This is a genomic window from Homoserinimonas sedimenticola (assembly GCF_026094475.1).
GTDB classification, from domain to species: Bacteria; Actinomycetota; Actinomycetes; order Actinomycetales; family Microbacteriaceae; genus Homoserinimonas; species Homoserinimonas sedimenticola.
In genome coordinates this window covers 2,154,203-2,176,742 of the sequence record NZ_JAPELL010000001.1, presented here as the reverse complement: position 1 = coordinate 2,176,742, position 22,540 = coordinate 2,154,203, and the positions used below count along the sequence as shown (strand labels likewise).

General features: G+C 69.3%; 24 protein-coding genes. 7 read left to right on the top strand and 17 right to left on the bottom strand.

All coding sequences use genetic code 11. The annotated features are described in order from the left end of the window. The first annotated feature begins 57 nt into the window (after positions 1 to 57). Together OH146_RS10450 and OH146_RS10445 are read left to right on the top strand one after the other, a co-directional pair. Positions 58 to 2,097, top strand: coding sequence for an NADPH-dependent 2,4-dienoyl-CoA reductase (locus OH146_RS10450; protein WP_265160197.1), 2,040 nt, complete (start codon positions 58 to 60; stop codon positions 2,095 to 2,097). Positions 2,098 to 2,118: 21 nt separating this feature from the next. Beyond that, entirely contained in the window at positions 2,119 to 2,520 is a 402-nt protein-coding gene (locus OH146_RS10445) for an acyl-CoA thioesterase (RefSeq protein ID WP_265160195.1), read from the top strand. A 3-nt stretch (positions 2,521 to 2,523) separates the two neighbouring features. Here OH146_RS10445 and OH146_RS10440 read toward each other — a convergent pair whose 3' ends face one another. Then, positions 2,524 to 2,811 (bottom strand): iron-sulfur cluster assembly accessory protein, encoded by a 288-nt coding sequence (locus OH146_RS10440; RefSeq protein WP_265160193.1) that lies wholly within the window; start codon positions 2,809 to 2,811, stop codon positions 2,524 to 2,526. Between the two features lie 200 nt (positions 2,812 to 3,011). On the opposite strand from OH146_RS10440, the gene OH146_RS10435 reads away from it, so the two are divergent. Further along, positions 3,012 to 3,578, top strand: coding sequence for a GNAT family N-acetyltransferase (locus OH146_RS10435; protein ID WP_265160191.1), 567 nt, complete (start codon positions 3,012 to 3,014; stop codon positions 3,576 to 3,578). A gap of 24 nt (positions 3,579 to 3,602) precedes the next feature. On the opposite strand, the gene OH146_RS10430 is transcribed toward OH146_RS10435, so the two are convergent. Beyond that, on the bottom strand, positions 3,603 to 3,803 hold the full coding sequence (locus tag OH146_RS10430; protein ID WP_265160188.1) for a multidrug transporter: 201 nt from the start codon (positions 3,801 to 3,803) through the stop codon (positions 3,603 to 3,605). Positions 3,804 to 3,860: 57 nt separating this feature from the next. Further along, positions 3,861 to 5,138, bottom strand: coding sequence for an APC family permease (locus OH146_RS10425; protein ID WP_265160185.1), 1,278 nt, complete (start codon positions 5,136 to 5,138; stop codon positions 3,861 to 3,863). 129 nt (positions 5,139 to 5,267) lie between these two features. Here OH146_RS10425 and OH146_RS10420 point away from each other — a divergent pair, with 129 nt between their 5' ends. Beyond that, positions 5,268 to 7,139, top strand: a complete 1,872-nt coding sequence (locus OH146_RS10420) for a putative bifunctional diguanylate cyclase/phosphodiesterase (RefSeq protein ID WP_265160182.1) — start codon at positions 5,268 to 5,270, stop codon at positions 7,137 to 7,139. A gap of 101 nt (positions 7,140 to 7,240) precedes the next feature. Here the strand turns inward: OH146_RS10420 and OH146_RS10415 are convergent, their stop codons facing one another. From OH146_RS10415 to OH146_RS10390, 5 genes are all read right to left on the bottom strand, one after another. Beyond that, the gene (locus OH146_RS10415; RefSeq protein WP_265160181.1) at positions 7,241 to 9,019 is read right to left on the bottom strand and encodes an acyl-CoA dehydrogenase family protein; all 1,779 of its coding nucleotides are present in this window, start codon (positions 9,017 to 9,019) and stop codon (positions 7,241 to 7,243) included. Positions 9,020 to 9,146: 127 nt separating this feature from the next. Beyond that, complete coding sequence (locus tag OH146_RS10410) at positions 9,147 to 10,079, bottom strand: Ppx/GppA phosphatase family protein (protein WP_265160178.1); 933 nt, start codon at positions 10,077 to 10,079, stop codon at positions 9,147 to 9,149. Continuing rightward, a complete protein-coding gene (locus OH146_RS13990; protein ID WP_308214955.1) occupies positions 10,076 to 12,256 on the bottom strand; it encodes an SDR family NAD(P)-dependent oxidoreductase in 2,181 nt (726 codons plus the stop codon). The genes OH146_RS10410 and OH146_RS13990 overlap by 4 nt, the downstream gene beginning before the upstream one ends. A 43-nt stretch (positions 12,257 to 12,299) precedes the next feature. After that, on the bottom strand, positions 12,300 to 12,812 hold the full coding sequence (locus OH146_RS10395; protein ID WP_265160176.1) for a GNAT family N-acetyltransferase: 513 nt from the start codon (positions 12,810 to 12,812) through the stop codon (positions 12,300 to 12,302). Between the two features lie 23 nt (positions 12,813 to 12,835). Continuing rightward, positions 12,836 to 14,104, bottom strand: a complete 1,269-nt coding sequence (locus OH146_RS10390) for a helix-turn-helix transcriptional regulator (protein WP_308214954.1) — start codon at positions 14,102 to 14,104, stop codon at positions 12,836 to 12,838. Between the two features lie 97 nt (positions 14,105 to 14,201). Between OH146_RS10390 and OH146_RS10385 the strand changes: the two genes are divergently transcribed. Then, on the top strand, positions 14,202 to 14,624 hold the full coding sequence (locus OH146_RS10385) for a VOC family protein (protein ID WP_265160174.1): 423 nt from the start codon (positions 14,202 to 14,204) through the stop codon (positions 14,622 to 14,624). A 34-nt stretch (positions 14,625 to 14,658) separates the two neighbouring features. Here OH146_RS10385 and OH146_RS10380 read toward each other — a convergent pair whose 3' ends face one another. The 3 genes from OH146_RS10380 to OH146_RS10370 form a co-directional block, all read right to left on the bottom strand. Further along, positions 14,659 to 15,489 (bottom strand): PDDEXK family nuclease, encoded by an 831-nt coding sequence (locus tag OH146_RS10380; protein ID WP_265160172.1) that lies wholly within the window; start codon positions 15,487 to 15,489, stop codon positions 14,659 to 14,661. Positions 15,490 to 15,676: 187 nt separating this feature from the next. Then, complete coding sequence (locus OH146_RS10375; RefSeq protein WP_265160170.1) at positions 15,677 to 16,123, bottom strand: DUF2243 domain-containing protein; 447 nt, start codon at positions 16,121 to 16,123, stop codon at positions 15,677 to 15,679. Further along, on the bottom strand, positions 16,120 to 16,908 hold the full coding sequence (locus tag OH146_RS10370; protein WP_265160167.1) for a cytochrome c oxidase assembly protein: 789 nt from the start codon (positions 16,906 to 16,908) through the stop codon (positions 16,120 to 16,122). The genes OH146_RS10375 and OH146_RS10370 overlap by 4 nt, the downstream gene beginning before the upstream one ends. 422 nt (positions 16,909 to 17,330) lie before the next feature. On the opposite strand from OH146_RS10370, the gene OH146_RS10365 reads away from it, so the two are divergent. After that, positions 17,331 to 17,987, top strand: a complete 657-nt coding sequence (locus OH146_RS10365) for an Ltp family lipoprotein (RefSeq protein ID WP_265160164.1) — start codon at positions 17,331 to 17,333, stop codon at positions 17,985 to 17,987. 68 nt (positions 17,988 to 18,055) lie between these two features. Here the strand turns inward: OH146_RS10365 and OH146_RS10360 are convergent, their stop codons facing one another. The 5 genes from OH146_RS10360 to OH146_RS10340 all read right to left on the bottom strand — a co-directional run bounded on the left by OH146_RS10360 (position 18,056) and on the right by OH146_RS10340 (position 21,189). Then, positions 18,056 to 18,904 (bottom strand): hypothetical protein, encoded by an 849-nt coding sequence (locus tag OH146_RS10360; protein WP_265160162.1) that lies wholly within the window; start codon positions 18,902 to 18,904, stop codon positions 18,056 to 18,058. A 39-nt stretch (positions 18,905 to 18,943) separates the two neighbouring features. Next, the gene (locus tag OH146_RS10355) at positions 18,944 to 20,074 is read right to left on the bottom strand and encodes an FAD-dependent oxidoreductase (protein WP_265160160.1); all 1,131 of its coding nucleotides are present in this window, start codon (positions 20,072 to 20,074) and stop codon (positions 18,944 to 18,946) included. A 5-nt stretch (positions 20,075 to 20,079) separates the two neighbouring features. Beyond that, a complete protein-coding gene (locus tag OH146_RS10350) occupies positions 20,080 to 20,316 on the bottom strand; it encodes a hypothetical protein (protein WP_265160158.1) in 237 nt (78 codons plus the stop codon). A gap of 79 nt (positions 20,317 to 20,395) precedes the next feature. Then, a complete protein-coding gene (locus OH146_RS13985; protein ID WP_265160156.1) occupies positions 20,396 to 20,731 on the bottom strand; it encodes a HepT-like ribonuclease domain-containing protein in 336 nt (111 codons plus the stop codon). Then, entirely contained in the window at positions 20,728 to 21,189 is a 462-nt protein-coding gene (locus OH146_RS10340; protein WP_265160153.1) for an XRE family transcriptional regulator, read from the bottom strand. Before OH146_RS10340 ends, OH146_RS13985 begins: the two co-directional genes overlap by 4 nt. A 53-nt stretch (positions 21,190 to 21,242) precedes the next feature. On the opposite strand from OH146_RS10340, the gene OH146_RS10335 reads away from it, so the two are divergent. Continuing rightward, positions 21,243 to 21,473, top strand: a complete 231-nt coding sequence (locus OH146_RS10335; RefSeq protein WP_265160150.1) for a DUF1232 domain-containing protein — start codon at positions 21,243 to 21,245, stop codon at positions 21,471 to 21,473. A 771-nt stretch (positions 21,474 to 22,244) separates the two neighbouring features. Here the strand turns inward: OH146_RS10335 and OH146_RS10330 are convergent. After that, positions 22,245 to 22,448 (bottom strand): hypothetical protein, encoded by a 204-nt coding sequence (locus tag OH146_RS10330; protein WP_265160148.1) that lies wholly within the window; start codon positions 22,446 to 22,448, stop codon positions 22,245 to 22,247. Positions 22,449 to 22,540: the final 92 nt, after the last annotated feature.

Genomic DNA, 22,540 nt, shown 5'->3' with positions numbered 1-22,540 from the left:
CTGTCGTTCCTGAATAACCGAAGTGGGGGCGGATGCCTCGCCCGCTAGCCTGACCGCATGACGACGTCGTTCCCCCGCCTGCTCGCGCCCCTCGACCTCGGCTTCACGACACTGCGGAACCGCGTCATCATGGGCTCGATGCACACGGGCCTCGAGGACAAGGCCAAGGATGCGCCCCGTCTTGCCGCCTACTTCGCCGAGCGCGCACGCGGGGGTGTTGGGCTCATCGTGACGGGCGGCTACGCCCCGAGCATCCGGGGCTGGCTCACGCCCTTCGCCTCCAAGCTGACGAGCCGCCGCGAGCTTCCCCGGCACCGCGTTGTGACCGACGCGGTGCACGCGGAGGGGGGCAAGATCGCGCTGCAGATCCTGCACGCCGGCCGCTACGGCTACCACCCGCTGAGCGTGTCGGCATCCGCCCTCAAGTCGCCCATCACTCCGTTCCGCCCGCGCGCCCTCAGCTCGCGGGGCGTCGCACGCACCATCGACGACTTCGCGCGCACCGCCCGCCTCGCAAGGGAGGCCGGCTACGACGGGGTCGAGATCATGGGCGGCGAGGGTTACCTCATCAATCAGTTCCTTGCGGAGCGCACCAACAAGCGCACGGATGCCTGGGGCGGCTCCCCCGAAAAACGTCGCCGTTTCGCCGTCGAGATCGTGCGCCGCACGCGTGCTGCGGTCGGCCCGGACTTCATCATCCTCTTCCGCCTTTCGATGGCGGACTTCGTGGAGGGCGGCCAGACCTGGGACGAGATCGTGGCGCTCGCCCGCGAGGTCGAGGAGGCGGGGGCGACCATCATCTCTACGGACATCGGATGGCACGAGGCCCGGGTTCCCACGATCGTGACAAGCGTGCCGCGCGCCGCCTTCGCCGACATCACAGAGCGACTCGCGCGCGAGGTGACCGTGCCGGTCGCGGCGGCCAATCGCATCAACATGCCGGAGGTCGCGGAAGGCATCCTGAGCCGCGGTGCCACGGCACTCGTGGCCTTGGCCCGGCCGATGCTCGCCGACCCGGACTGGGTGCGCAAGGCGGAGGCGGGAGCATCCGACGAGATCAACACGTGCATCGCCTGCAACCAGGCGTGCCTCGACCACACCTTCCAGCGCAAAGAGGTCACCTGCCTCGTGAACCCGCGGGCGGGGCGCGAGACGGAGCTCGTGCTGCTGCCGACCAAGCGCAGCAAGAGGGTCGCGGTCGTCGGCGCCGGGCCCGCAGGTCTCTCGGCGGCCGTCAACGCCGCCCGGCGCGGGCACGCCGTCACCCTGTTCGAGGCGAACGACGGGATCGGCGGCCAGTTCGCGATCGCGCGACGCATCCCTGGCAAGGAGGAGTTCGCCGAGACGATCCGCTACTTCACCCGCCAGTTGGAGCTGCTGAACGTGGACGTGCGGCTGAACACGAGGGCCGCCGCATCCGATCTCACGGGCTTCGACGACGTCGTGGTGGCGACCGGGGTGACCCCGCGCATCCCGTCAATCCCCGGCATCGACCACCCGAGCGTCGTGACCTACGCGGAGGCCGTGCTCGGCCGCAAACCCGTGGGCGACCGGGTCGCCGTCATCGGGGCGGGCGGCATCGGCGTCGACGTGAGCGAGTTCCTCACGGAGCACACGATGCGCGACGTCAATCCGACGGCGGAGGAGCTCGCCGAGTGGCGGAGCGAGTGGGGCGTGACGGAGGACGGCAGCGTGCCCGGATTCGTCGTGGCGCCGCAGCCCTCGCCACCCGCCCGTGAGGTGACGCTCCTGCAGCGCAAGCCGGGCCGCATCGGCCTCGGCCTCGGCAAGACGACGGGCTGGGTGCACCGCGCCGCTCTGAAGCACAAGCGGGTGCGGGAGCTCAGCGGTGTGAACTACGAGCGCATCGACGACGAGGGCCTGCACATCAGCTTCGGCGAGGAGCGCAAGGATGCCCAGGTCATCGCAGTCGACACGGTCGTGATCTGCGCGGGCCAGGAGAGCGTGCGCGACCTCGTCGACGAGCTGGCGGCGGCGGATGTCACGGCGCACGTCATCGGCGGCGCCGACGTCGCAGCCGAGCTCGACGCAAAGCGCGCGATCGAGCAGGGCACACGTCTCGCGGCCGCACTCTGACCGGGGCCTAGCATCGAGGGCATGCCCGAAGTCTTCGAGATCGTCGTGCCGCTCCGCTGGGCGGACCAAGACCTGAACGGTCACGTCAACAACGTGCGAGTCGGCACGCTGTTGGAAGAGGCGAGAGTCGTGTGGCGACGCAGGGCCATCAGGGAGCACGGCATCACGAGCTTCGAGCCGGGGCCGCTCGTCGCCTCGGCCACCACGCACTACCGGCGCCCGATCGAGTACGGGCCGGAGCTGAGCATCCGCGTGGGGATCGCCGCGATCGGCACGAAGTCCTACACGATGTCGTATGTGGGTGTGCAGGAGGGTGAGGTCGTCGTCGAGGCGACGACCGTCATGGTGGCGATGGATGCGGGCGGGGCCTCACGCGCGCTGACGAAGCCCGAACGCGAGTACCTCGCCCGCTACCTGGAATAGTCGCTACTGGGCCTGCTGGCCGATCGCGAAGCTCACGCTGCCATCGCTGCCGACCTGAGCGTCGAGCACCTTGTCGGCGAGAGCGACCGTCGCACCCTCGTCGAGGAAGACGCGGGCGCCGTCCTGCTCGAGCACCTGGTCGCTCGCCTCGGGGGCCTCAACGACGGCGACGCCCAACTCGGCAGCGTCGGCACCCTGCGAGTTGATGCGGAGCCCGGCGTTCTCCACCTCGGGGTTCTGGTCGATGATGGCCTTGACGACGTTGCTTGCGGTCTCGGTGAGGGTAAGCATTGCTGATCCTTCCGTTTCGTGGGCGGGGGCTTCCACGCTCTCGCACTCGCCGCACGATCTCAACCGAGGGGTAGCCTTTGTGCGGGCTTTCCCACCCGGGACTCACCGGGCGCCCAGCCCGCATCCTGCTATGAGCCGTTAGCGCAGCATTCATCCGCTGTTCCTCGTCGCGCGGCCGCGCCGCGACCTACCCTCGGGACGTGACTGCTGATCGCGTATCGCGACTGCGGGTTCTGCCCGCCGAGGTCGCCACGCGCGAGCACACGGCCGTGCTCGCGGGCGGCTGGGACTGGCCCATCGCCGGATGCGACACCCTCGACTCCTATGTGGACCTCGCCCTGACCTCCTCCCGCCGCCGCTTCGTCTGGGTACTCCAGGGCGATGAGCCCGTCGGGTTCCTCGGGGTCGTACGCAACGACTCGGAGCGCCGCTTTGAGACGAGCACCTACCTCGCCCCCGAGCGGCGCGGAACCGGCCTCAACCGTGTGCTGAAGCATTCACTTGCGGCCGCATTCCAGACCCTGGGGCTACCGCTCGTCGCCGTCGTGCGGGCGCGCAATCACCGTTCCCTCGCGGCGATGCGCCGCCTCTGCAGCTATCCCGGCTCACCCGCGATCGCGCCGGATGGCACGGCACGGCTCGTCTTCGACCTCTCGGGCCTCGACGCGCACGCGGCCGACCCGCGCATCCGCTCGTCGTTCATCGACTTCGCGCCCGAGCTGCGGGCGATGGCGTCACGACGGGCCTGCGCCCTGCTTCCCGCCTAGCCTCGGGCCCACTCCGCGCCGGGCCTACTCCTCGTCGTGTGCCTCGCCGGGCCGCACCTCGGCGTCATCGCGCCAATCGATGCGCTTCACACCGTCGGCCTTCTCCGTCACGTCGATGCGGGGCGCAGCATCGGATTCATCTGCGTCGGGCGCCGAGGTGAGCTGGTCGTGCCGCTTCTCCTCGAAGCTGGGCTCCTCGGCGGCGTCGCGCGTCATGTCATTCATGGCTCCATGGTGCTCCCGATCTCGCCCGCGAGGGAGGCCTCGCGGCGGCTTCGCAGCTCAGGCTCCCGGCGCGGAGCGGCGGCGACGGCGACGGCGACGGCGACGGCGACGGACGAGCCGACCCAGCAGACCGGCGGCAAGCACGACCGCGCCCGCCACGATGCCCTCGGGCGGCAGCGTGACGACCAGCACGAGGCACGCGGCCGCGCCGAAGACCTGCAGGGCGCGCGGGTAACGGCGCTGCCCGCTCCCCTGCGCGAACGCCGCGACGTTCGCGATGAAGTAGTAGAGCAGCACCCCGAAGGAGGAGAAGGCGATCGCTCCCCGCAGGTCGACCGCGAGCACGATGACGATCGCGACGGCGGTCAACAGCAGGTCCGCGCGGTGGGGCACCCCGTGCCGCGGATGCACCGCTGCAAGCCAGCGCGGCAGGTCTCCCTCGCGTGCCATCGCGAGTGCCGTGCGGCCGACCCCCGTCATGAGCGCCAGCAGGGCGCCGAGGGATGCTGCTGCCGCCCCCACTCGAACGACGACGCCCCACCCGGCTCCCGCTCGCGTGACGAGTTCCGCGACGGGCGCATCGGAGGCGGCGACCCCGTCGGCGCCGAGGGACCCGAGAAGCACGACGCCGACGACCGCGTAGACCGCCGCCGTCGCCACGAGGGCGAGCACGATCGCCCGCGGGATCGTCTTCGCGGGGTCGACGACCTCCTCGCCGAGCGTGGCGATGCGGGCATAGCCGGCGAACGCGAAGAAGAGGATGCCGGCGGACTGCAGCACCCCGTAGGGCTCGAGCGCAGCGCCCGGCTGCGGCGCGGTGATGCCGCCGGATGCCCCGACGGCGGTCGCGACCGTGAGCGCGAGCAGGGTCGCGAGCACGAGCATCCGAGCCGCCGTTGCCGTGCGGGTGATGCCGAACCAGTTGACGACCGCGAGCGCGAGCACGGCAGCGGCGCCCGCAATGTGTTGCCACCCCTCCGGCGCGGCATAGGACCCGAAGATGAGGGCGATCGCCGTGATGCTCGCGGTCTTGCCGATCACGAAGCACCAGCCCGCCGCGAAGCCCCACCACTCGCCGAGTCGAGCGCGACCGTAGACGTAGGTGCCACCGGAGGAGGGGTAGACGGCGGCGAGCTGGGCCGAGGAGGTCGCGTTCGCGAGGGCGACCGCCGCGGCGATCGCAAGTCCCAGCAGCAGCCCGTCGCCTGCCGCCTGCGCCGCGGGAGTCCATGCGGCGAAGACGCCGGCGCCCATCATCGAGCCCATGCCGATGGCTACTGCCGCGCCGAGCCCGAGGCTGCGGGCCAGCTGGGTGCCGTGAAGTGGCTGGGTCATAGCACCGAACGTATTGCCCGCCGGTGTCTTGGGGTGAACGGGTCATCTCCCGCCCGTCCGTGCGACACTTGTCATGGGCATACCCGAGGCCCGCGATCCCACCCCGGCGGTGGAGCGACGGAAGGCACTGTGACCACGGACGACGACGAAGTGCGAGTGTTCGACGCCGCTGCCGCCGCGGAGTTGGAGCGGCAGCGCGACACGAGCGAGATGCTGCTCTCGGTGGCGCGGGCGCTATGCGAACCGACCGACCTGCCTGCCGTCTCCCGCATCATCGCCGATGCTGTGCCGACCGTCTGTCAGGCCGACCGTGGCGCCGTCATCCTCTGGGACGAGACCACCAACATGTTCGTCGTCTCCGCGATAGCGGGGTGGACCGGTGACACGCGGCGGCGCCTCGAACTGTGGGCGGGCACTCCGTTCCCTGCCCCCGAGTTGCGCGAACTGATGGAAATCGGAGCGCCCGTCCTGCTCGACGAGAGCACGAACAGCTGGACACACGAGATCGTGGTCGGTTTCGACATCCGCGCCCTCGCGTTGGTTCCCATCACGGTCGCGGGCCGCTCCATGGGCTTCGTCGCAGCGCACTGGGCCGAGTCAGACCCGCCCGCCCGTCTCGATGACACCGTGAGTAGCCGGTTCACCGGCCTCGCCGGCCTGGCGGGTGTCGCCCTCGACAACAACCGGCTCGCGGGCGAGATCGAGTGGAACGTACAGCACGACCGCGTCACCCGACTGCCCAACCGGGTGGCTTTCGAGCGTTCGCTCGCACGCATGATCGAACAGGCGGATGCCACAGGCGCGGGTACCGTCGTCATGGTCTGCGACATCGACCGTTTCAAGCGGCTCAACGACCGCATGGGGCAGGCAGCGGGCGACGCAGTTCTGATCGAGGCGGCGGACCGGCTCCGCGCCGCCGTGCGGGCGGGGGACGTTGTGGCGCGGTACGGCGGGGACGAGTTCGCCATCGCCTTCGCCAAGTCCAACAGCTATGACGAGATCGCGCCCGCAGTCGCCCGCATCCAGCGTTCGTTCAGTCAGCCTTTCGCGATCGACGACCACGACGTTGTGCTCTCGCTCTCGATCGGCTGGGCCGCCCTCGGCAGGCTTGAGACGGAAGGTTCGCCCGCCGAGCGCGCGCAACGCCTCACAGCAGTGGCCGAGACCGACCTGATGGATACGAAGGAGTCGCGGCGGTCCACACGCGGCAGCAGCGGCTCGCACGACGAGCTCACCCTCGACACCGACCTGCACGGCGCCGTCGAGCGGGGCGAGATCTTCGCCGTCTACCAACCGCAGGTCGACATCGCCTCGGGGCGGATCGTCGCGGTCGAGGCGCTCGCCCGATGGCGGCACCCGACGCTGGGCCTCGTGCGACCCGATCGCTTCATCGCACTCGCGGAGGAGAACGGCACTATCACGCAGATCGGGGAGCACATCCTGCTCTCGGCCTGCCGCGACGCGCTCACGTGGAACCAACTCGGCCGAAGCATCGAGGTCTCCGTCAACGCCTCCGTCGTGCAGCTGGAGAAGCCCGGGTTCGCGACATCCGTCGCCGCGGCGCTTTGCACCCTCGACTTCCCGGCGCACATGCTCACGATCGAGGTGACCGAGTCAAAGGTCGTGACAGATCAGAGCATCGCGCAGGCCGAGCTGAACGCCATCTCTAGCCTGGGTGCCGCCGTATCGATCGACGACTTCGGCACCGGCTATTCGTCACTGACCCAGATCAGCAACCTCCCCGTCACCGAACTCAAGGTCGACCGCTCCTTCGTCGCCAAGATCGACGATGGCGGCGAGAAACTGGTCGCCGCCATCATCGGCCTCAGTCGCGGCCTGGATGTGCGCGTCATCGCGGAGGGGGTCGAGACGCAGGAGCAGTTCGAGGCGCTCGCTCGACTCGGCTGCGACCGCGCCCAGGGCTACCTGATCGCGAAGCCGATCACCTCACAGGAGCTGTTGTCGCTCCTCGGCGATCCCACCGCCGTTCCCACGGGTTGAGTAGCGGGCTCCCCCACCGCGGGTTGAGTAGCGAGCGCAGCGAAACCCGGAAATCTGGGTCCCGCGGTTTCGATACGCTTCGCTACTCAACCCGCGTGACGTCAGCCGTTGAGCAGAGCCCCGGCGTCGAGCGCGAAGAGGTCGTCGGCTCCGGCCGTGATGGCACCCACGAGACCGCTCGCCGCCGGCATGAGTTGCTCGATGTAGAAGCGCGCGAGCACGAACTGGCTCTCCGCCTGCTTGGCGTCGTCGAGCGCGGCCGCGGCGAGCGCCGACTCGGCCATGAGCCAGCCGCCGACCACGAGTGACCACTGCCGCAGGAACGGCGTCGACGCCGCCAGCACCGAGGTGAAGTCGCTCGCGGCGCCCGTCTTCAGCAGGTAGCCGGTCGTGCCCTCGAGTGCCTCGAACTGGCGACCGAGTTCGGCACGGATGCTCGCGAACCTCTCCCCCGCCGCCTCGAGCTTGCCCTCCACCTCGCGCATGTGGGCGATGAACTCGAGGAACGATGCGCCGTTGCGCGTGCCCATCTTGCGGCCGACGAAGTCGGCGGCCTGGATGCCGTTGGTGCCCTCGTAGATCGAGGCGATGCGGATGTCGCGCATGTACTGCGAGACTCCCGTCTCCTCGATGAAGCCCATGCCGCCGTGGATCTGCACCGTCAGCGACGTGATCTCGTTGCCGAGGTCGGTGCCGAACGCCTTGCTGATGGGGGTGAGGAGGGCGGCGCGCTCTTCCGCACGCGCCCGCTCCGCAGCATCCGGCGCATAGAGCGCCTTGTCCATGTAGACGCCGTTGAGGTAGATGATGCGGCGCAGCGCCGAAAGGTAGGCCTTCTGCGTCATGAGCATGCGGCGCACATCGGGGTAGTCGATGATGGGCGAATCCTGCGTCGCCCCGACAAGGCGACCCTGGATGCGACCCTTCGCGTATTCGAGTCCCGCCTGGTAGGCGCGCTCCCCCACCGCGAGGCCCTGCATGCCGACCGAGATGCGGGCGCTGTTCATCATGACGAACATGACCCGCATGCCCTGGTTCTCCTCGCCCACGAGGTAGCCCTTGGCGTTCTCGTAGGAGAGCACGCAGGTCGGGGAGGCGTGGATGCCCATCTTCTCCTCGAGCGAGACCGTGTGCACCCCGTTGCGTTCGCCGATCGAGTCGTCATCGTTGAGGGTGTACTTGGGCACGATGAAGAGCGAGATGCCCTTCGTGCCGGCGGGGGCGCCGGGCGTGCGGGCGAGCACGAGGTGGATGATGTTGTCGGTGAGGTCCTGGTCGCCCCAGCTGATGAAGATCTTCTGGCCTGTGATCGAGTAGGTGCCGTCGTCATTGGGCACGGCCTTGGTCGTGAGGGCGCCGACATCCGATCCGGCGTGCGGCTCGGTCAGGTTCATGGTGCCCGACCATTCACCGCTGATCATCTTGGGCAGGAAGCGCTGCTTCTGCTCCGGCGAACCGTAGTGCAGGAGGGCGTCGATCGCACCCTGCGTGAGCAGCGGGCACATGCCGAAGCCCATGTTGGCGGCCAGCAGCTGCTCCTGGATGGTGAGGCCGATGAGCCACGGGAAGCCGCCGCCCCCGAACTCCTCCGGGAACTGCAGCGAAGCCCAGCCCGACTCGACGAGCTTGTCGTAGGCACCCTTGAAGCCGGTCGGCGTCTTGACGGTGCCATCCGCCTGCAGCTTCGAACCCTCGACGTCACCCGCGCGGTTCGTCGGCGCGATGACCTCGGTCATGAACTCCCCGCTCTGCTCGAGCAGCTCGACGACGGTGTCGAGATCGGCGTGCTCATACTCGGGGTACTGGGCGATGTCGTCGTAGCCCACGACGTGGCGGAGAACGAAGGCGGCGTCTTGCGTGGGAGGTCGGTAGTCACTCATGGCGAGAGGCTAGCGTGGGCCACCCTCGGCGGCGCCAATCTTCGTGGCTGGCACACTGTCGGGCGCGCGAATCGCACGATCGGGCTGGGGAATGCGCCAAGCGGATGCCGCGGCATCCGGTCTCGCGCTACGCCAGGGAGAGCGCGACCCCATCGAGGATGTCGTGCTCGCTCGTGACAACCCACTCGAGCGGGCTGCCCGCCGCGACCGCCCTCTCCAGCACGGTGGACCAGATGACGGCGCCGGCCGCGATCACGTCGACCCTGCCCGGGTGCAGGTAGGGCAGGGCGGCACGCTGCTCGCGCGGCATGCTCGCGAGGGAGTCGCAGGCGGCGAGCACCTGCTGCAGGGGAAGACGCGAGCCGCTGATGGCGTCGGGGTCGTAGCGCGGAAGGTCGAGGGCGTGGGCCGTGACCGTCGTGATCGTGCCCGCGACCCCGACGACCTCCTCGGCCGCGCTCAGGTCGACGGGCGCCGCATTGAGGGCCGCCTCGACATCCCGGCGCACACCCGCCAGCTCGTCTGCCGTCGGCGGGTCGTTGCGGAGGTGCCGCTCCGTCAGCCGCACGCTGCCCACGTCCATCGAGTGCGCCGCCTCGGGCGTCACCGTGCCCAGGACGAGCTCCGTCGACCCTCCCCCGATATCGACGACGAGACGGCTGGCGGGGGAGGCGACATCCGCCCCTCGCACCGCACTGAGCGTGCCCAAGAACGACAGCTCCGCCTCCTCCGAGCCCGCGATCACCTCCGGCTCGATCCCGAGGATGTCACGCACGCCGCTCAAGAACTCGTCACGGTTCGCGGCGTCACGAGTGGCGGATGTCGCGACGAAGCGCATCCGCTCCACCCCGTGCTCCCGGCACAGCTCGCCGTAGCGCCGCGTCACCTCGAGGGTGCGCCGGAGGGCGCCATCGTCGAATCGCCCCGTGCGGTCGACGCCCTGCCCCAGCCGCACGATCTCGAGGGTGCGGACGATGTCGCGCAGCACGCCGCCGTCGACGTCGGCGATCAGGAGCCGCAGGGAGTTGGTGCCGCAGTCGAACGCGGCGACCCGAGTCACGCCTCCACCCGCTCGTGCGTGAGCACCCCGGGGATCTCCCCGCGGGCGGGCAGCTCCTCTCCGCGTGCGAAGTCGGCCCAGAGCTGACGGATGCGCCTCCCGTGACGCTCGACCTCCGCCCACGGCGCCCCCGCGAGGATCTTCGAGCGCCGCCACGTCTGCTCATCGCCGAAGAGGAACGGCAGGTCGACCGTGTGGGCGGCGCCGAACTCGTTGTCGGGCGCCGTCCATGTGAAGACGTAGTGGTGGGCGTGCCCGCCCGCGGCCACGTGCCGCCTCGCGAAACGTCGCGACGCCTGCCCGTAGATGAGCCGAGTGAGCACGGCGTCGAGCGCCTCGATGGCGCGGCGCCCCACGAGCGGCACCTGGTTCAGACGCTGCACCCGCTGCACCTGCGGCGCGAAGAGGCGGGACTCGTGAGCCGTGTGGCCGATGAGCACGTCGATGTGGGGAGCCGCAGCATCCAGCGCTTCATCGAGCCGGTCCTCCTCGGGCAGCGGCGCGTGGCCCGCCTGCGGCCCGAAGGGCATGCCCCCGGGGAGGCCGTAGCGCCCGCCGATGACGGTGACGAGAGCTTGGCGGGAGAGCACGTCGCCGACGGTCGACTCCGTGTCGAGGCCCGCAGCGGCCTGCCCCATCGCCTCGTTCATTTCGCGTCGCCCGCGGGCGATGCCGAGCGGCGCACTCTGGATGATGGCCCTCGAGAAGAGGCGCGGGGCATCCGGGGTCGCCATGATGTTCGCGATCGCGTCGGCGCCCGCCGACTGGCCGAACGCCGTCACGCGCGACGGGTCGCCCCCGAAGGCAGCGATGTTGCGCTGCACCCAGCGGAAGGCCTCGATCTGGTCGAGAAGCCCGAGATTGGCCGGATGCCCGTCAGGCGTCGCAAGGAAGCCGAAGATGCCGAGGCGGTAGGTGACGCCCACGACGATGACGCGCTGCTCCGCGACGAGCGCGGCGGGATCGTGCATGGGGATGTCGGCCGCGCCGATCACGTAGGAACCGCCGTGGATGAAGACCATGACCGGCAGCGTCTCGTCGGGGCGCAGGTCGGCGGGCAGGGTGACGGTGAGGTTCTGGCAGTCCTCGCTGTCGCCCACAAAGGACTGGCCCGTGCCCATCGCGTCGGCGAGGGCCGGCGACGGCAGCTGCGGGCAGGCGGGCGAGGGGCTGGTCGCGTCGAGCGGTTCACTCCAGTCGGCGACGGGGGCGGGTGGCGCGAAGCGGGCGGCCCGCGCGTAGGGGATGTTGGAGACTCGGATGACACGGCCCTCGACCCGGCCCCGCACGGGTCCGCACGGCGGCTCGAAGAGCGTGTCCCGCTCCGGGCCCCCCTTCTCGGCTTCCGACGCGAGCCCCACCATCGCGGCGCTCTCCTCCCACAGCCGCCGGGACGCCTCATCGTCGTACGCCTGCCGGTTGGTCTTCGCAAGCTGCTGGTCTTCGTAATACTCGCCCGAGATCCAGTCCCTACCAGGCTCGCCCTCGGCGAGCGCGACGAGCCCGCGGGCTCCCTCGGCGGGGGTGCGAAGGCGGAGGAGGGAGCGCAGGGGCGTGCGGTAGAGCATCCGCATGGGGCTTGTCGTGTCGTTGGCGAACTCGGTTGCGACGACCCCCGGGTGGAAGGCCGCACTCGACACGCCCCGGTCGCTGAAACGCCGGTCGAGCTCGCGGGTGAAGAGGATGTTTGCGAGCTTCGCATTGCCGTAGGCGCGGTTGGCCGAAACGCCGCGGTCGTTGTTGAGGTCGTCGAGGTCGAGGTGCGCGAAGAGGCGGGCTGCCGCGCTCGAGGTGTTGATGATGGTCGCGTCGCTTGCGACCAGGGTGTCCATCAGCAGGTTCGTCAGCAGGAACGGCGCCAAGTGGTTGACCTGGAAGGTCTTCTCGAAGCCGTCCTCCGTGCGCTGCTTCGTGCCGAAGATGCCGCCGGCGTTGTTGGCCAAGACGTCGATGCGAGGGAAATCGCGGGCGAGGGCATCCGCCAGTTCGCGCACCTCGGTGAGCCTTGCGAAGTCGGCGAGGTAGAAGGAGGCGCCGAGTTCTTCGGCGATGCGCCGAGTCTTCTGCTCAGAGCGGCCGACCACGACAACCTCGTGCTCGCGCTGAGCGAGCTCCCGTGCCGCCGCCGCGCCGATGCCGTCGCTCGCTCCCGTGATGACGATCGTCTTGCCTGCCACAGGTCTCCCCTCACAGTCAGTCGGGCCTCGTCCGGGGGTCAGGCTACCCCCGTTCGCCTGTCACCGCGTCCAGACTGAGCGACCACGCATTCACCGTCAGCACAGCCCCGCGGAACGGGAACTTCTCCTCGCCCCGGAACCGGAAGCCTTTCCTGCTGCACAGCGCATTGGATGCCGCATTCTCAACGCTCGGGAAGGCGAGCAGCAGTGCGCGCCCCGAGTGCGCCCGCGCCTCCTCCACGATGAGGTCGACGGCGCGCGACGCGTATCCTCGTCCCTGCGCGGAGGGGACGATGAACCAGCCGGTCTCGCACACCTCCTGGTTCTGCCAATCGGTGTGCCACCAACCGATCGAACCGACCGACTCCCCCGCGACCTCGATGCGGAACATCCCCGCAAGCCCCGCCCTGCTGAGCCGAAGGTAGCGGGCGTGCCGCGTGTCGAGCTGCTCCTCCGTCTCAGGGCCCGCGAGGTACCGGGTCATCTCCGGGGTGTTGGCGGCGTCGAGGAGCGGACGGTCCTCCTCATGCCAGGGAACGAGCGCGACCGCCGACACGTTCCCTTCCCCGCCCACCACGCTCAGGCGTCGTCGAGGTCGTTGGTGCCGACGGACTCGCCCGGCTCGGGCGTGCGGAAGGGCGTCTCCTGCTCGGAGACGTCGTCCGGGAGCTCGGAGGCGGTAGCCCCCGTCGTGGCTGCCGCCGACTCGGGCAGCAGGTCTGGCTCGTCATCGACGGGAGCCTCGGGAGCGCCGCGACCGGGGTCGGCGGCACCCGTCTCGACCTCGTCGGGGTCGCGGTTGCCGGGGTGCGGGAGGAGAGGCTCTTCCATGGACATGCGCTCAGGGTCACCCCGGGTGGCCGCGGCGTCCACCCCAGAGGTCGCGGCTCTAGGCGGTTTCGGAGGCGGCACGCCGGCTCGCGCGTAGCGCTCCGCAAGCGCCGCGAACGCTTCCGTGAGTTCGCGAGGCTGAGCATCCTCGATCTCCGCGTCGAAGCGCCCGAAGGAGGCGGCGAGCGCCGCCCACGACCAGGAGCCAGCCCGCAGGCGGCTTCGCTCGTCGCCGAGGTCTTCGACCGTGTCATTCCCCGCGAAGGGGCGCACGGTGGAGGCCGGTAAGTGCAGGATGGCACTGCCGATGCGCGGCCACGTGTTGGTGGCGTCAGCGCCCTTGAAATGGGCAGCGATGAACTCCTGCACGTCACCGCCAGGCACCTCCCGCGGCGTGAACCTCGGCCCCGACGGCACGACGGGCATCACGCGATCGACGCGGAAGGTGCGCCAGTCGCCGCGCTCGAGGTCCCATGCCACGAGGTACCAGCGGCCCCCGGATGTCACGAGGTGATGCGGCTCGACACGGCGCCGTTGCTCGCCGCGCTCCCCCGTGTAGTCGAAACGGAGCACCTCCCGCGCGCGGATGGCACCCGAGAGTGCGACGAGGACCGCGGGGGACGCGGCATCCGCTCGCCCGGGGATGGGCGTGAATTGGACCGCATCGAGGCGGTGACGGAGTCGCGAGGGCATGACCTGCCGCACGGTGGTGAGGGCGCGCACGGCGGCCTCGCCCACGGTCGCGGAGGCGGTTGCAGCTTGGAGCGCAACCGAGAGGGCAAGCACCTGCTCGTCGTCGAAGAGGAGGGGTGGGAGCTCGCTGCCGGAGTCGAGGCGGTAGCCGCCGTCGGGCCCCATGACGGCCTGGATGCGGTAGCCCATTTCGCGCAGACGGTCCACGTCGCGCCGCACGGTGCGGGGGCTGACCTCGAGCCGCTCCGCGAGCACGTCACCCGGCCAGTCGCGGCGGCTCTGCAGCAGGGACAGGAGGCGGAGGAGTCGGGCGGTGGAGGCCATGACCAGAGGCTAGGCGAAGTGCAGGACAGAAATCGTCCTCTACCGCTGCGAGAGTGCTCTCGCCGGTCACCTCCGGCCTCATCTCGAAGGAGCAGCCATGTCTGTCATCACCACCCCTCACCTCAACTTCCGCGGCACCGCTCGCCAGGCGCTCGAGTTCTACCACTCGGTCTTCGGTGGCCAGCTCGTGATCGTCACGAACGAGCAGGCCCACAGTGCTGAGCGGCCGGAGGAGGCACAGCAGGTCAAGTTCGGCCAGGTCGTCGGCGAGAACGGCTTCCAGATCATGGCCTATGACGTGCCCGCGAGCATGTCGTATGAGCAGGGCGACAAGTCGCTCTTCGTCTCGATACGCGGCGACGCCATTGAGGAAATCGCGTCGCTGTGGGGCAGGCTCGCGGAGGGCTCCACCGTCATTGAGGGCCTGGCGCCGTCGCCCTTCTCCCCCGCTTACGGCATGCTCAAGGACCCCTTCGGCGTCGTCTGGGTGCTCGACGTCGCGGTCGCCTGGGAGGGCTGAGCCGCGCGGGGCGGGGGCGTCTGCCTCCGCCTCCTCAGCGTAGATAGGCGTCCACCATCAACGGCCCACGGATGTCACGCAGCACGTCGACCAGTCGGGTGAGTCCGCGCTCCGTGACGGACGACATCTGCAGGTCGTAGGGCCCGATGGGCTGCAGCTTGCCGGTGCGAATGCGCACGACCTCCCAGCCGGCCGCACGCAGGGCGCGGTCCTTGCGGCGGTCGGTCTCCTCCCGCTTGCCGACGTGCTCGAGCCCGTGACGGCCGGTGCTGTCGTACTCGATCGCCACCCGCAGCTCGGGTAGCAGGATGTCCGGCCACACCTCCAGATGTTGAAAGAAGGGGCGCGAGACTTTCACCGCGGTGTAGCCCTGTGTGAGGGCGAGCCGCTCGAACAGGTCCGCTCGCAACTGCTCCTCGACGGCAGAGGCAGGCTTTGGGGCGCATTCACTCACGAATGCCTCCCCGGCCGGGAGCTGTGGTGTCTTGTGACAGATCGCCGGGGCGGGTTTGCGCGGCTTCGCCTTGCTCGCGACGGGCACGCCCGCCTGCACGGGTTTGGGTTTCGCCATCGCGAGGCATTCGGGGCACCACGAGGATCGGCGGCGCTCGCGGCCGGGCCGCTCCCGCTGCTCCGTCGGCGTCGCCACGAAGTAGTGCCCGACCTCGCACTGCCACAGCAGCAGCACGTCGGCCGCCGGCGGGATCTGCGTCAGGGTGATGCCGTCGTTGAACTCGGGGCGGTACTGCTTGACGAGCACGGGGTAGTGCGCCCACGCCTCCCGGTAGGTGCCGACCGGGTAGGGCACCTCCGTTCCGCGCGAGAACTGGCGGCGCGCCCACCAGTCCTGAATCCTCTCCGGCATGCGCGATACGGTAGTGGCCGCCACCGACATTGCAGCTGATCCCTACGCTCCGTACGCTCCCGCACCCGCACCGCCGACCCTCCGCATGCTCCCGCACCCCGAAACCGTCTCCCGCCCCCACGCGTTTCGGGGTGCGGGAGGAGGCTGCGGCGTGCGGGAGCGCCGGGAGCCGGGGTCAGCGAGGCCCCTACGGAGTGCGGGAGCACCGGGACCCGCGTCGAGCCCGCACGGTCAGCAGGATGCCCGCCGCAAGGAGTGCGAGCCCGGCCGCGTTCCACGCGAGGTCGTAGGGCAGCAGCTCCACGTCGTAGCGCACCTGGTGCAGGCCGAGCACCTTGTGGTTGATGAGCCCGTCGAAGAGTTGGAAGGCGCCCGCGCCGACGAGGAAGCCCGCCCACGCGGCATCCGCCCGGAAGGTCTCGCGGCGACGCGCGTCGAGCATTAGGAAGAACCCGGCGACGAAGGCGAAGAGCTTCCCCGCGTGCAGTAGCCCGTCGGAGAGCAGGGCGACCGCGGTCGTCGAGCCGTCGTAGAAGTGGTGCCAGGCGAGGATCTGGTGAAACACGATCTCGTCGACCGCCGCCATCGCCGCGACGCCGAGCAGGAGCGCGCCCCAGTAGGTGCGGGTGTTCACGCCGCTCTCCTCTCCAGGGCGACGGATGCTCGGGCCAGCCGCCGCCCGGAGACGCGGTACCACTGCGCGCCCAGCAGCGCGAGCAGCACGAGGTCGACCAGGTCGCCGCCGTAGAACATGAGCTGTGCACCCTCCTGCGCTTCCGCGAGCGCGACGCCCGCGGGCGGGTTGGCGTAGAGGTACTTCGCGAGCACGGCATGCGCGGCGAGCGCGAGCAGCAGCACGACCGCACGCAGCGCGAACGAAGAGCGGTGCGGCGAGGGATCGGGGGTGACGATCGCCGCCGTGAAGAGGAAGCCGACGATCAGCAAGTGCACCATGACAAGCACGTGGAACAGCCACGCCCCCTGCGCCAGCGAATACAGCGGCGTCAGATAGAAGACCCACATTCCACCGACGTTGAGTGTGGCGGCCACGACCGGATTCATCAGCATCCGCGCGGGGATGCTCCGCAGCAGCCGGCTCAGCCGCCGCGCCGGCACGATGTGCAGCGAGCGCAGGGCGAGGGTCACGGGCGCGCCGAGCACGAGCAACAGCGGCGCGACCATCCCGACGGCGAGGTGCGCCGCCATGTGCCCCGCGAAGCTGCTGTGCCCCAGCTGGCCGAGGGCTCCGGATGCCGCGACCACGAGCCCGAGCATCCACAGGGCCGTCCGTTCCTGCGGCCAGGGCCGCCCACGCCGCATCTGGAGCACGACGCCGGCGAGGTACATGGCCGCCGCGAAAACGAAGGGGATGAGCAGCAGCGACTCGCCGCTGAGCGCAATCTCACCGTGGTGGTGCATCCTGCCGCCCTTCCATCGCCCTTCTCTGGCTCTTCGGAGGACGCTATATCCGGTCGGGTTACCTCGGTAGGTCGGAGGAACAGAAGGCGTCCCAATTCAGGGGACAGAGAAGACCGCGACCCGCCGCCGAGTGCGGCCGGGTCTGGGAGATGGTGCGTGCGCCGATGCCTGTGCTAGCGGGGATCCGGGGGCAAGCGAACGTTTCGTTTCCGCAAGGAGAGAGCGTTCCCTCGCTCCAGCGCTTCCCCTGCGGGCAAGAGTGAGGCTTCCTTCAGGGCTGACATACTTCGGGCATGACTACATCAGAGCCGTCGGGGGCGGCGCCTGAGCCCACGCCTCAGACCCCTCCCACGGAGCACACACCCGAGACTGCAGCATCCACAGCAACAGCGACCCCGCCCGCAGCGACCCCGTCGAAGGCCATGGGCCTCGCACTCGCCGCACTGATCGTCGGCATCGTGGCATTCCTCACCGGCCTGATTCCGGTGTTTGGCGCCCTAGTAGGTGTCGCCGCTGTCGTGCTCGGCATCTTCGCGTTGCGGAAGAAGCAGTCAAAGGGGTTGGCGGTGACGGGAATCGTCCTCGGCGGGGTGGCCGCGCTCGCCTCGATCGGTATGACGGCTGGCATCGGAGCCGTGGTGAACAGCGCGTCCTTGGACAAGCCGTCAACGTCAATCTCAGAGCCCGCCGAACCAGAGGTTGAGGAGGTACCTGCTGAACCGATCGCGGAACCTGAAGAGACGGAGCCTGCTGAGCCCGAGACGCCAGCTGTCCCCGCTGAATATGTGTCTGCCCTTATCAAGGCACAGAGCTACTCAGACATCATGCACATGAGCAAGGCCGGAATCTACGACCAGCTCACGTCGGAGTACGGCGAGAAGTTCTCGCCGGAGGCGGCCCAGTACGGCGTTGACAACGTCGACGCAGACTGGAACGCGAACGCGCTGGCCAAGGCGAAGTCATACCAGGAGACGATGGCTATGTCGCCCGAGGGCATCCGTGACCAACTCGTTAGCGAGTATGGCGAGAAGTTCACCGTCGAGGAAGCCGCCTACGCGATCGACCACCTGAACGACTGATACCCAGTTTCTGTGAGGGCCTCGTCATTCGGTGAGGCCCTCACCGTTTAAGGCGCTGGCGCGTATCCCTACGTTCGGCGTGACCAGACGCGGGGCTGCGGTTCGAGCATCCACTCTTCCGCGTCATCGAGGTCGTAGGCAACATCCCGCAACCAGATGGTCGTGTCGGGCGACCAGCCCGCGATGATGGTGGCCGTGTCGGCATCCACCTCGAGCACCCGACCCTCGGCGCGCACCGGTATGACGCGCGCCTGTTCCCAGTTGAGCGCATCCTCGACCAGGTCGAGCGCGTCTGGAATCCATCCCACCGTCGTCGGGGTGACCGTCGTGGTCGACCACCACGCCCCCGAGACGCGGGCGTGCGGGTCCTCCACCGCGATTCGGGCCTCCTCGGCCCGCACGGCCTCACCCCAGCGGGCAAGCTCCTGCGCGGCATCCTGCGGCAAGGACCAGGGGAACTCGGGCGAGCTCCAGTCGATCACCCACTGCTCGCTCTGCACCGGATGCCGCCACCACTGCACCTCCCGCGACGACATGACCGCGCGGGCGATGGGTCGCAGGGCGTCGCGCACCTCCGGCTGCTCGGCGACAACATCCTCGCCGTAGGGCGGCTGCCAGTACATGGCCGACCAGACGGCCTCCTCGAGCGCCTCCTTCAGGGTGGCGCGGGTGATCGTCGGCCGGTGAAGGGAGCGGATCTGCTCGACCAGCACAGCGAGGGTCGGGGGCGGCTCCGGCGGAGAGGCCGGGCCGGACGAGACGAAGGCGACATAGCGACGCGACGATCCCCTGCTCGGATCCATCTCCTGCGCGAGCGAGAACAGAGTGCTCGCGACATCCGGATCGCTGCCCGCCAGTCGGAGGCAGAGCCGACGCCCGCGAGGCCCGGAGAGCAGCAGCTCGACGTCGTCATCCATGGGCCCACCATGGCAGCCGAACCCGGGGCGCGACAAGGCTCAGATCGGGCGCTCGAGGTCGCGCAACAGCGGCCCGACGAGGCTCTGGATGCTGCTGCGGGCGAGAATCAGGTCTCGCACGGCCGCGACGGGGCGCGACCGCACGAACGTCACACGGGCGAGGCGTCGGGAGAGCGTCTGCGCACTCTCGGTGCGGTCGCGCCGGCGGCGCTCATACAGGGCGAGCGACTTGGGAGCCGATGCGGCGTCGGTCCGCGACAGCTCATCGGCGAGCGCTGCCGCCGATTCGAGCGCCATGGATGCCCCGACTCCCGCCGTGGGGAGGAACCCGGCGGCGGCGTCCCCCACGAGGGCGATTCGACCCGACACCCACCGCGGCGCGCGCACGTCAGACATCGGCCAGAGCGTGGGAGCGTCATCGAGCTGTGGCGACCAGCGGGGGTCGGTGAGCCCGTACGCGCGAAGAAGTTCGGCCGCGGCATCCGCGTTCCGTTCCCGGTGGCGGAAGCGCTCCTTGGGTGCGCCCGCAATGACGCAGAGCCGGTCGCGGCACGGGTAGGTGCCGAGAAAGCTGCCGGGCGCCCAACGCTCGGTGACCTCGCCCTGGTCGACGAGCGCGGCATCCGCCCACCACACCAGGCACGCCCAGCCCGTGTCGAAACGGGGGGCCTGCCCGGCGACCGCAAACCGCACTGCCGAGCCGATTCCGTCAGCGCCGATCAGCACATCCCCCTTCTCGACCCTGCCGTCATCGAGCTGCACCTCGACGTGGTCGGCGGCCTGCTGCGCTGCGACCACACGGCGGCCGTACCGGATGTCTGCTGCCGACGCGGCGTCCCGCAACAGCGCGATGAGTTCCCCGCGCGGGATGAGCCCCAGGTGCCCGAACTCCGTCACCTCGGGCGGAATCGTCGACGACGAGAGCACCCGGCCGTCGCTCCGACCCGCCGTGTACCGCTCCATCGCCGCGCTGCGAGCCACCAGCTGCTCGTAGACGCCCACCGAGTGCAGCACGCGGGTGCCGTGCGGCCAGAGGGCAAGCGCGTAGCCGGCGTCGGATGCTGCGGCATCCGCCCCTCGCTCGACCACGAGCACCTCGTGGCCCTGCCTACCGAGCAGAGCGGCGGCGGTGAGGCCGGCAATGCCGGCGCCGGCGATCAGGACGCGCATGGACGTCATCGCCTGCGCAGGGGGTCGGGCGCGACATCCGGAGTTCGCCGCTCGTCTTCGGCCTTCATCTCCGCGAATGAGCGGTGGTCGCTCGAAAGATGGAGTTCGTTGTAGGTCGCCATCGCTGACGCGATTGCCGCGCCTGCCGTGCCGCGCCGACGCAACCACCGGCCCAGCATGGCGAGCGCCCACATGACCGCGCCCATGCCACCGATGATGGCAGCAGCGACCAACCAGTCCATGCGGGCAGTATGCCCGGGCACAGCGGGATGTGCCACCACGAGCTCGCAGGGCAGCTGTCCATTCGGCGGGCTGGTTCGCTCACTCGATGAGCGCAGCCACGATCACCGGGAACTGCACCGCGATCGCCTGCCACAGGATCTCCTCGTCGGTGCCGTCATAGTCATGGGCGATGAAGTTGCGAACGGCCCGGATGCCACGCCAGTCGATCTCCGGGTGTGCGGCACGAAAAGACTCGGGCAGCCGATCGGCGGCAGCCGACAGGTCAACCACGAGTGATCGCGCGATTCGGCGCTGGTCGTCATCCTCCGGGTCGATGAAGCGCTCGTGCCCCCGGGCGACGACGCGCCTCGCAGTCACAGCGAACCGCGCAATATCCGCGAGGATCGCCCGCGTGCGATCCACCTCGTGGCTCACAGGGGCACAGCCTCACCGCGGATGCGATCCATGGTCGGGCCGGTTCCCCTATCGGAGACCACATCAACAGCCACGCCCAGCAGCTCTTCGACCTCGGCCATGAAACCGGCGAGGTCGAAGACGGATGCTTCAGGCTCGGGGTGCACGAGCAGGTCCACGTCCGACCCCGCGCCCGCCGCCCCGCGCGCGACCGATCCGAAGACTCGGACCTCGCTCAACCGACGTTGCGCAGCCGCTTCGATGATGGAATCCCGGGCCGCATGGAGCCGCGCGAGGGTGGGGACGCTCAGTGCCTCTTCAAGCCGCGTGAGAGTCTCGGCCGAAGGCGTGCGTCGACCGCTCTCATACGCGGCGATGTTGGGCTGGGGCACGCCGGACCGCACGGCAAGCTGCCGCTGGGACAGCCCAGCCTCGTGCCGACGCTGGCGCAGCACCCTGCCAACCTCCGTTGCAGCCATGTCGGAATGATAGCGCGGCGCTATCACCTTCGGCGATGCGTCACACTTAGTGCATGTTCTGGAGGTTTCTCGGCGCGGTCAAGAGCGGCGAACACCGCATCGCTCCCACTACGTGGTTCGCCGCTGCTGCCGCCGTCATTTACGCCATCTCGCCGATTGACGCGATCCCGGAACTCATCCTCGGCCCGCTGGGATTTGTCGACGACTTCGGCGTCGTGGCTGTCGCCGGCGCTCTCTTCACACGTGAGTATCGGCGGTGGCAGGCGAGCCTGAGCAGGCGCTAGCCAGCGAGAAGCTGGATTTCGCGGCTCGTGGCTGCAACACGAGCGGCCGGCGAATCAACACACGCTCCGTTTGCCGCCAATGTTCTCCCTTGCGTGCATCCATTCGGATGACCGCTAGTCTGCGCAGATGCGGCCCAAACGCGAGCTCATGGAGCGCCTCAGCGAGCAAATCGAGTGGATGAGAGCCTCTGCAATCAGTTTCGACTCTGGGGTCGTTTCGGAGTCGAAGCGCATAGCGGTGGGCATCCGTACGCTCGTGCACGACACAGCCGTGTCCAGGAGTTTGCTCACGCAGCTTGGATTGCGAGATCGCATGACATGGCTCTCTGCAGTGCCCTTAGAGCAGGGGCGATTCGCCGGGCCCCCGTGGGTGGACAGCGCAAGCGAGCCCGGGTACAAGCACGTTTCGGGGGTTCCGACGTCTGAATGTACATTCGCCCAGTGGTGGCGCAGCCCGCTGTTCGACTTCGACAACGCCCCGATCGACCGCTCTTGGTTCGTTCTGCACGCCGCAAACTTCGACGGCGGGGCACATGTAGACCCCAACCTGCCGGAAACCTATAGGGCGGTCACCCGAAGCGGAGGCCTCAACCCCGTTCGCATCAACAGCGCAGGAGCCAGATACCCGGATCACTCCGATCCAGTCCCGAGTGCCCTACGAACGATGTGCACAGAGACCGTTCTGTCGATCGAACGCGCCTTCTAGGCGTTTGCCATCCCGCGCGGGTCGAGGGGCCCGTTCAGATGCTCCGGCGCGCGTGGCAAACGACGCTACCGCCCCGCCCTGCGCTCGTTGCCCCGCTTGTAGTTGCCTGTCGCGCGCGCCATGACCTGCTGGGGATCGCGGCGCTCGACATCCGCGAGGAACTTCTCGGCCGCGGCACCGCGGAGCACCACCGCGCGGCGACCGTGGTGACGTATCTCCACAGACCCGCCGACGATGGAGTACTCGAATCCGCTCGGCGCTCCCGTCACGGCACCGAGTATGCCGCTAGTCGGCGGCTTCGCCGAGAAGCACACCCAGGCGGTAGGTCATCTCGGCCGCGACGTCGTTGGCCTGCGCCTTG

Bases quoted from the DNA above. Each gene is read 5' to 3' on its own strand.
- OH146_RS10365 (WP_265160164.1), top strand. From the start codon at position 17,331: ATGGGCCTCGCACTCGCCGCACTGATCGTCGGCATCGTGGCATTCCTC.
- OH146_RS10425 (WP_265160185.1), bottom strand. From the start codon at position 5,138: ATGACCCAGCCACTTCACGGCACCCAGCTGGCCCGCAGCCTCGGGCTC.
- OH146_RS10385 (WP_265160174.1), top strand. From the start codon at position 14,202: ATGTCTGTCATCACCACCCCTCACCTCAACTTCCGCGGCACCGCTCGC.
- OH146_RS10390 (WP_308214954.1), bottom strand. From the start codon at position 14,104: ATGGCCTCCACCGCCCGACTCCTCCGCCTCCTGTCCCTGCTGCAGAGC.
- OH146_RS10340 (WP_265160153.1), bottom strand. From the start codon at position 21,189: ATGGCTGCAACGGAGGTTGGCAGGGTGCTGCGCCAGCGTCGGCACGAG.
- OH146_RS10450 (WP_265160197.1), top strand. From the start codon at position 58: ATGACGACGTCGTTCCCCCGCCTGCTCGCGCCCCTCGACCTCGGCTTC.
- OH146_RS10355 (WP_265160160.1), bottom strand. From the start codon at position 20,074: ATGCGCGTCCTGATCGCCGGCGCCGGCATTGCCGGCCTCACCGCCGCC.
- OH146_RS10430 (WP_265160188.1), bottom strand. From the start codon at position 3,803: ATGAATGACATGACGCGCGACGCCGCCGAGGAGCCCAGCTTCGAGGAG.
- OH146_RS10370 (WP_265160167.1), bottom strand. From the start codon at position 16,908: ATGCACCACCACGGTGAGATTGCGCTCAGCGGCGAGTCGCTGCTGCTC.
- OH146_RS10350 (WP_265160158.1), bottom strand. From the start codon at position 20,316: ATGGACTGGTTGGTCGCTGCTGCCATCATCGGTGGCATGGGCGCGGTC.
- OH146_RS10440 (WP_265160193.1), bottom strand. From the start codon at position 2,811: ATGCTTACCCTCACCGAGACCGCAAGCAACGTCGTCAAGGCCATCATC.
- OH146_RS10335 (WP_265160150.1), top strand. From the start codon at position 21,243: ATGTTCTGGAGGTTTCTCGGCGCGGTCAAGAGCGGCGAACACCGCATC.
- OH146_RS10360 (WP_265160162.1), bottom strand. From the start codon at position 18,904: ATGGATGACGACGTCGAGCTGCTGCTCTCCGGGCCTCGCGGGCGTCGG.
- OH146_RS10380 (WP_265160172.1), bottom strand. From the start codon at position 15,489: ATGCCGGAGAGGATTCAGGACTGGTGGGCGCGCCGCCAGTTCTCGCGC.
- OH146_RS10445 (WP_265160195.1), top strand. From the start codon at position 2,119: ATGCCCGAAGTCTTCGAGATCGTCGTGCCGCTCCGCTGGGCGGACCAA.
- OH146_RS10415 (WP_265160181.1), bottom strand. From the start codon at position 9,019: ATGAGTGACTACCGACCTCCCACGCAAGACGCCGCCTTCGTTCTCCGC.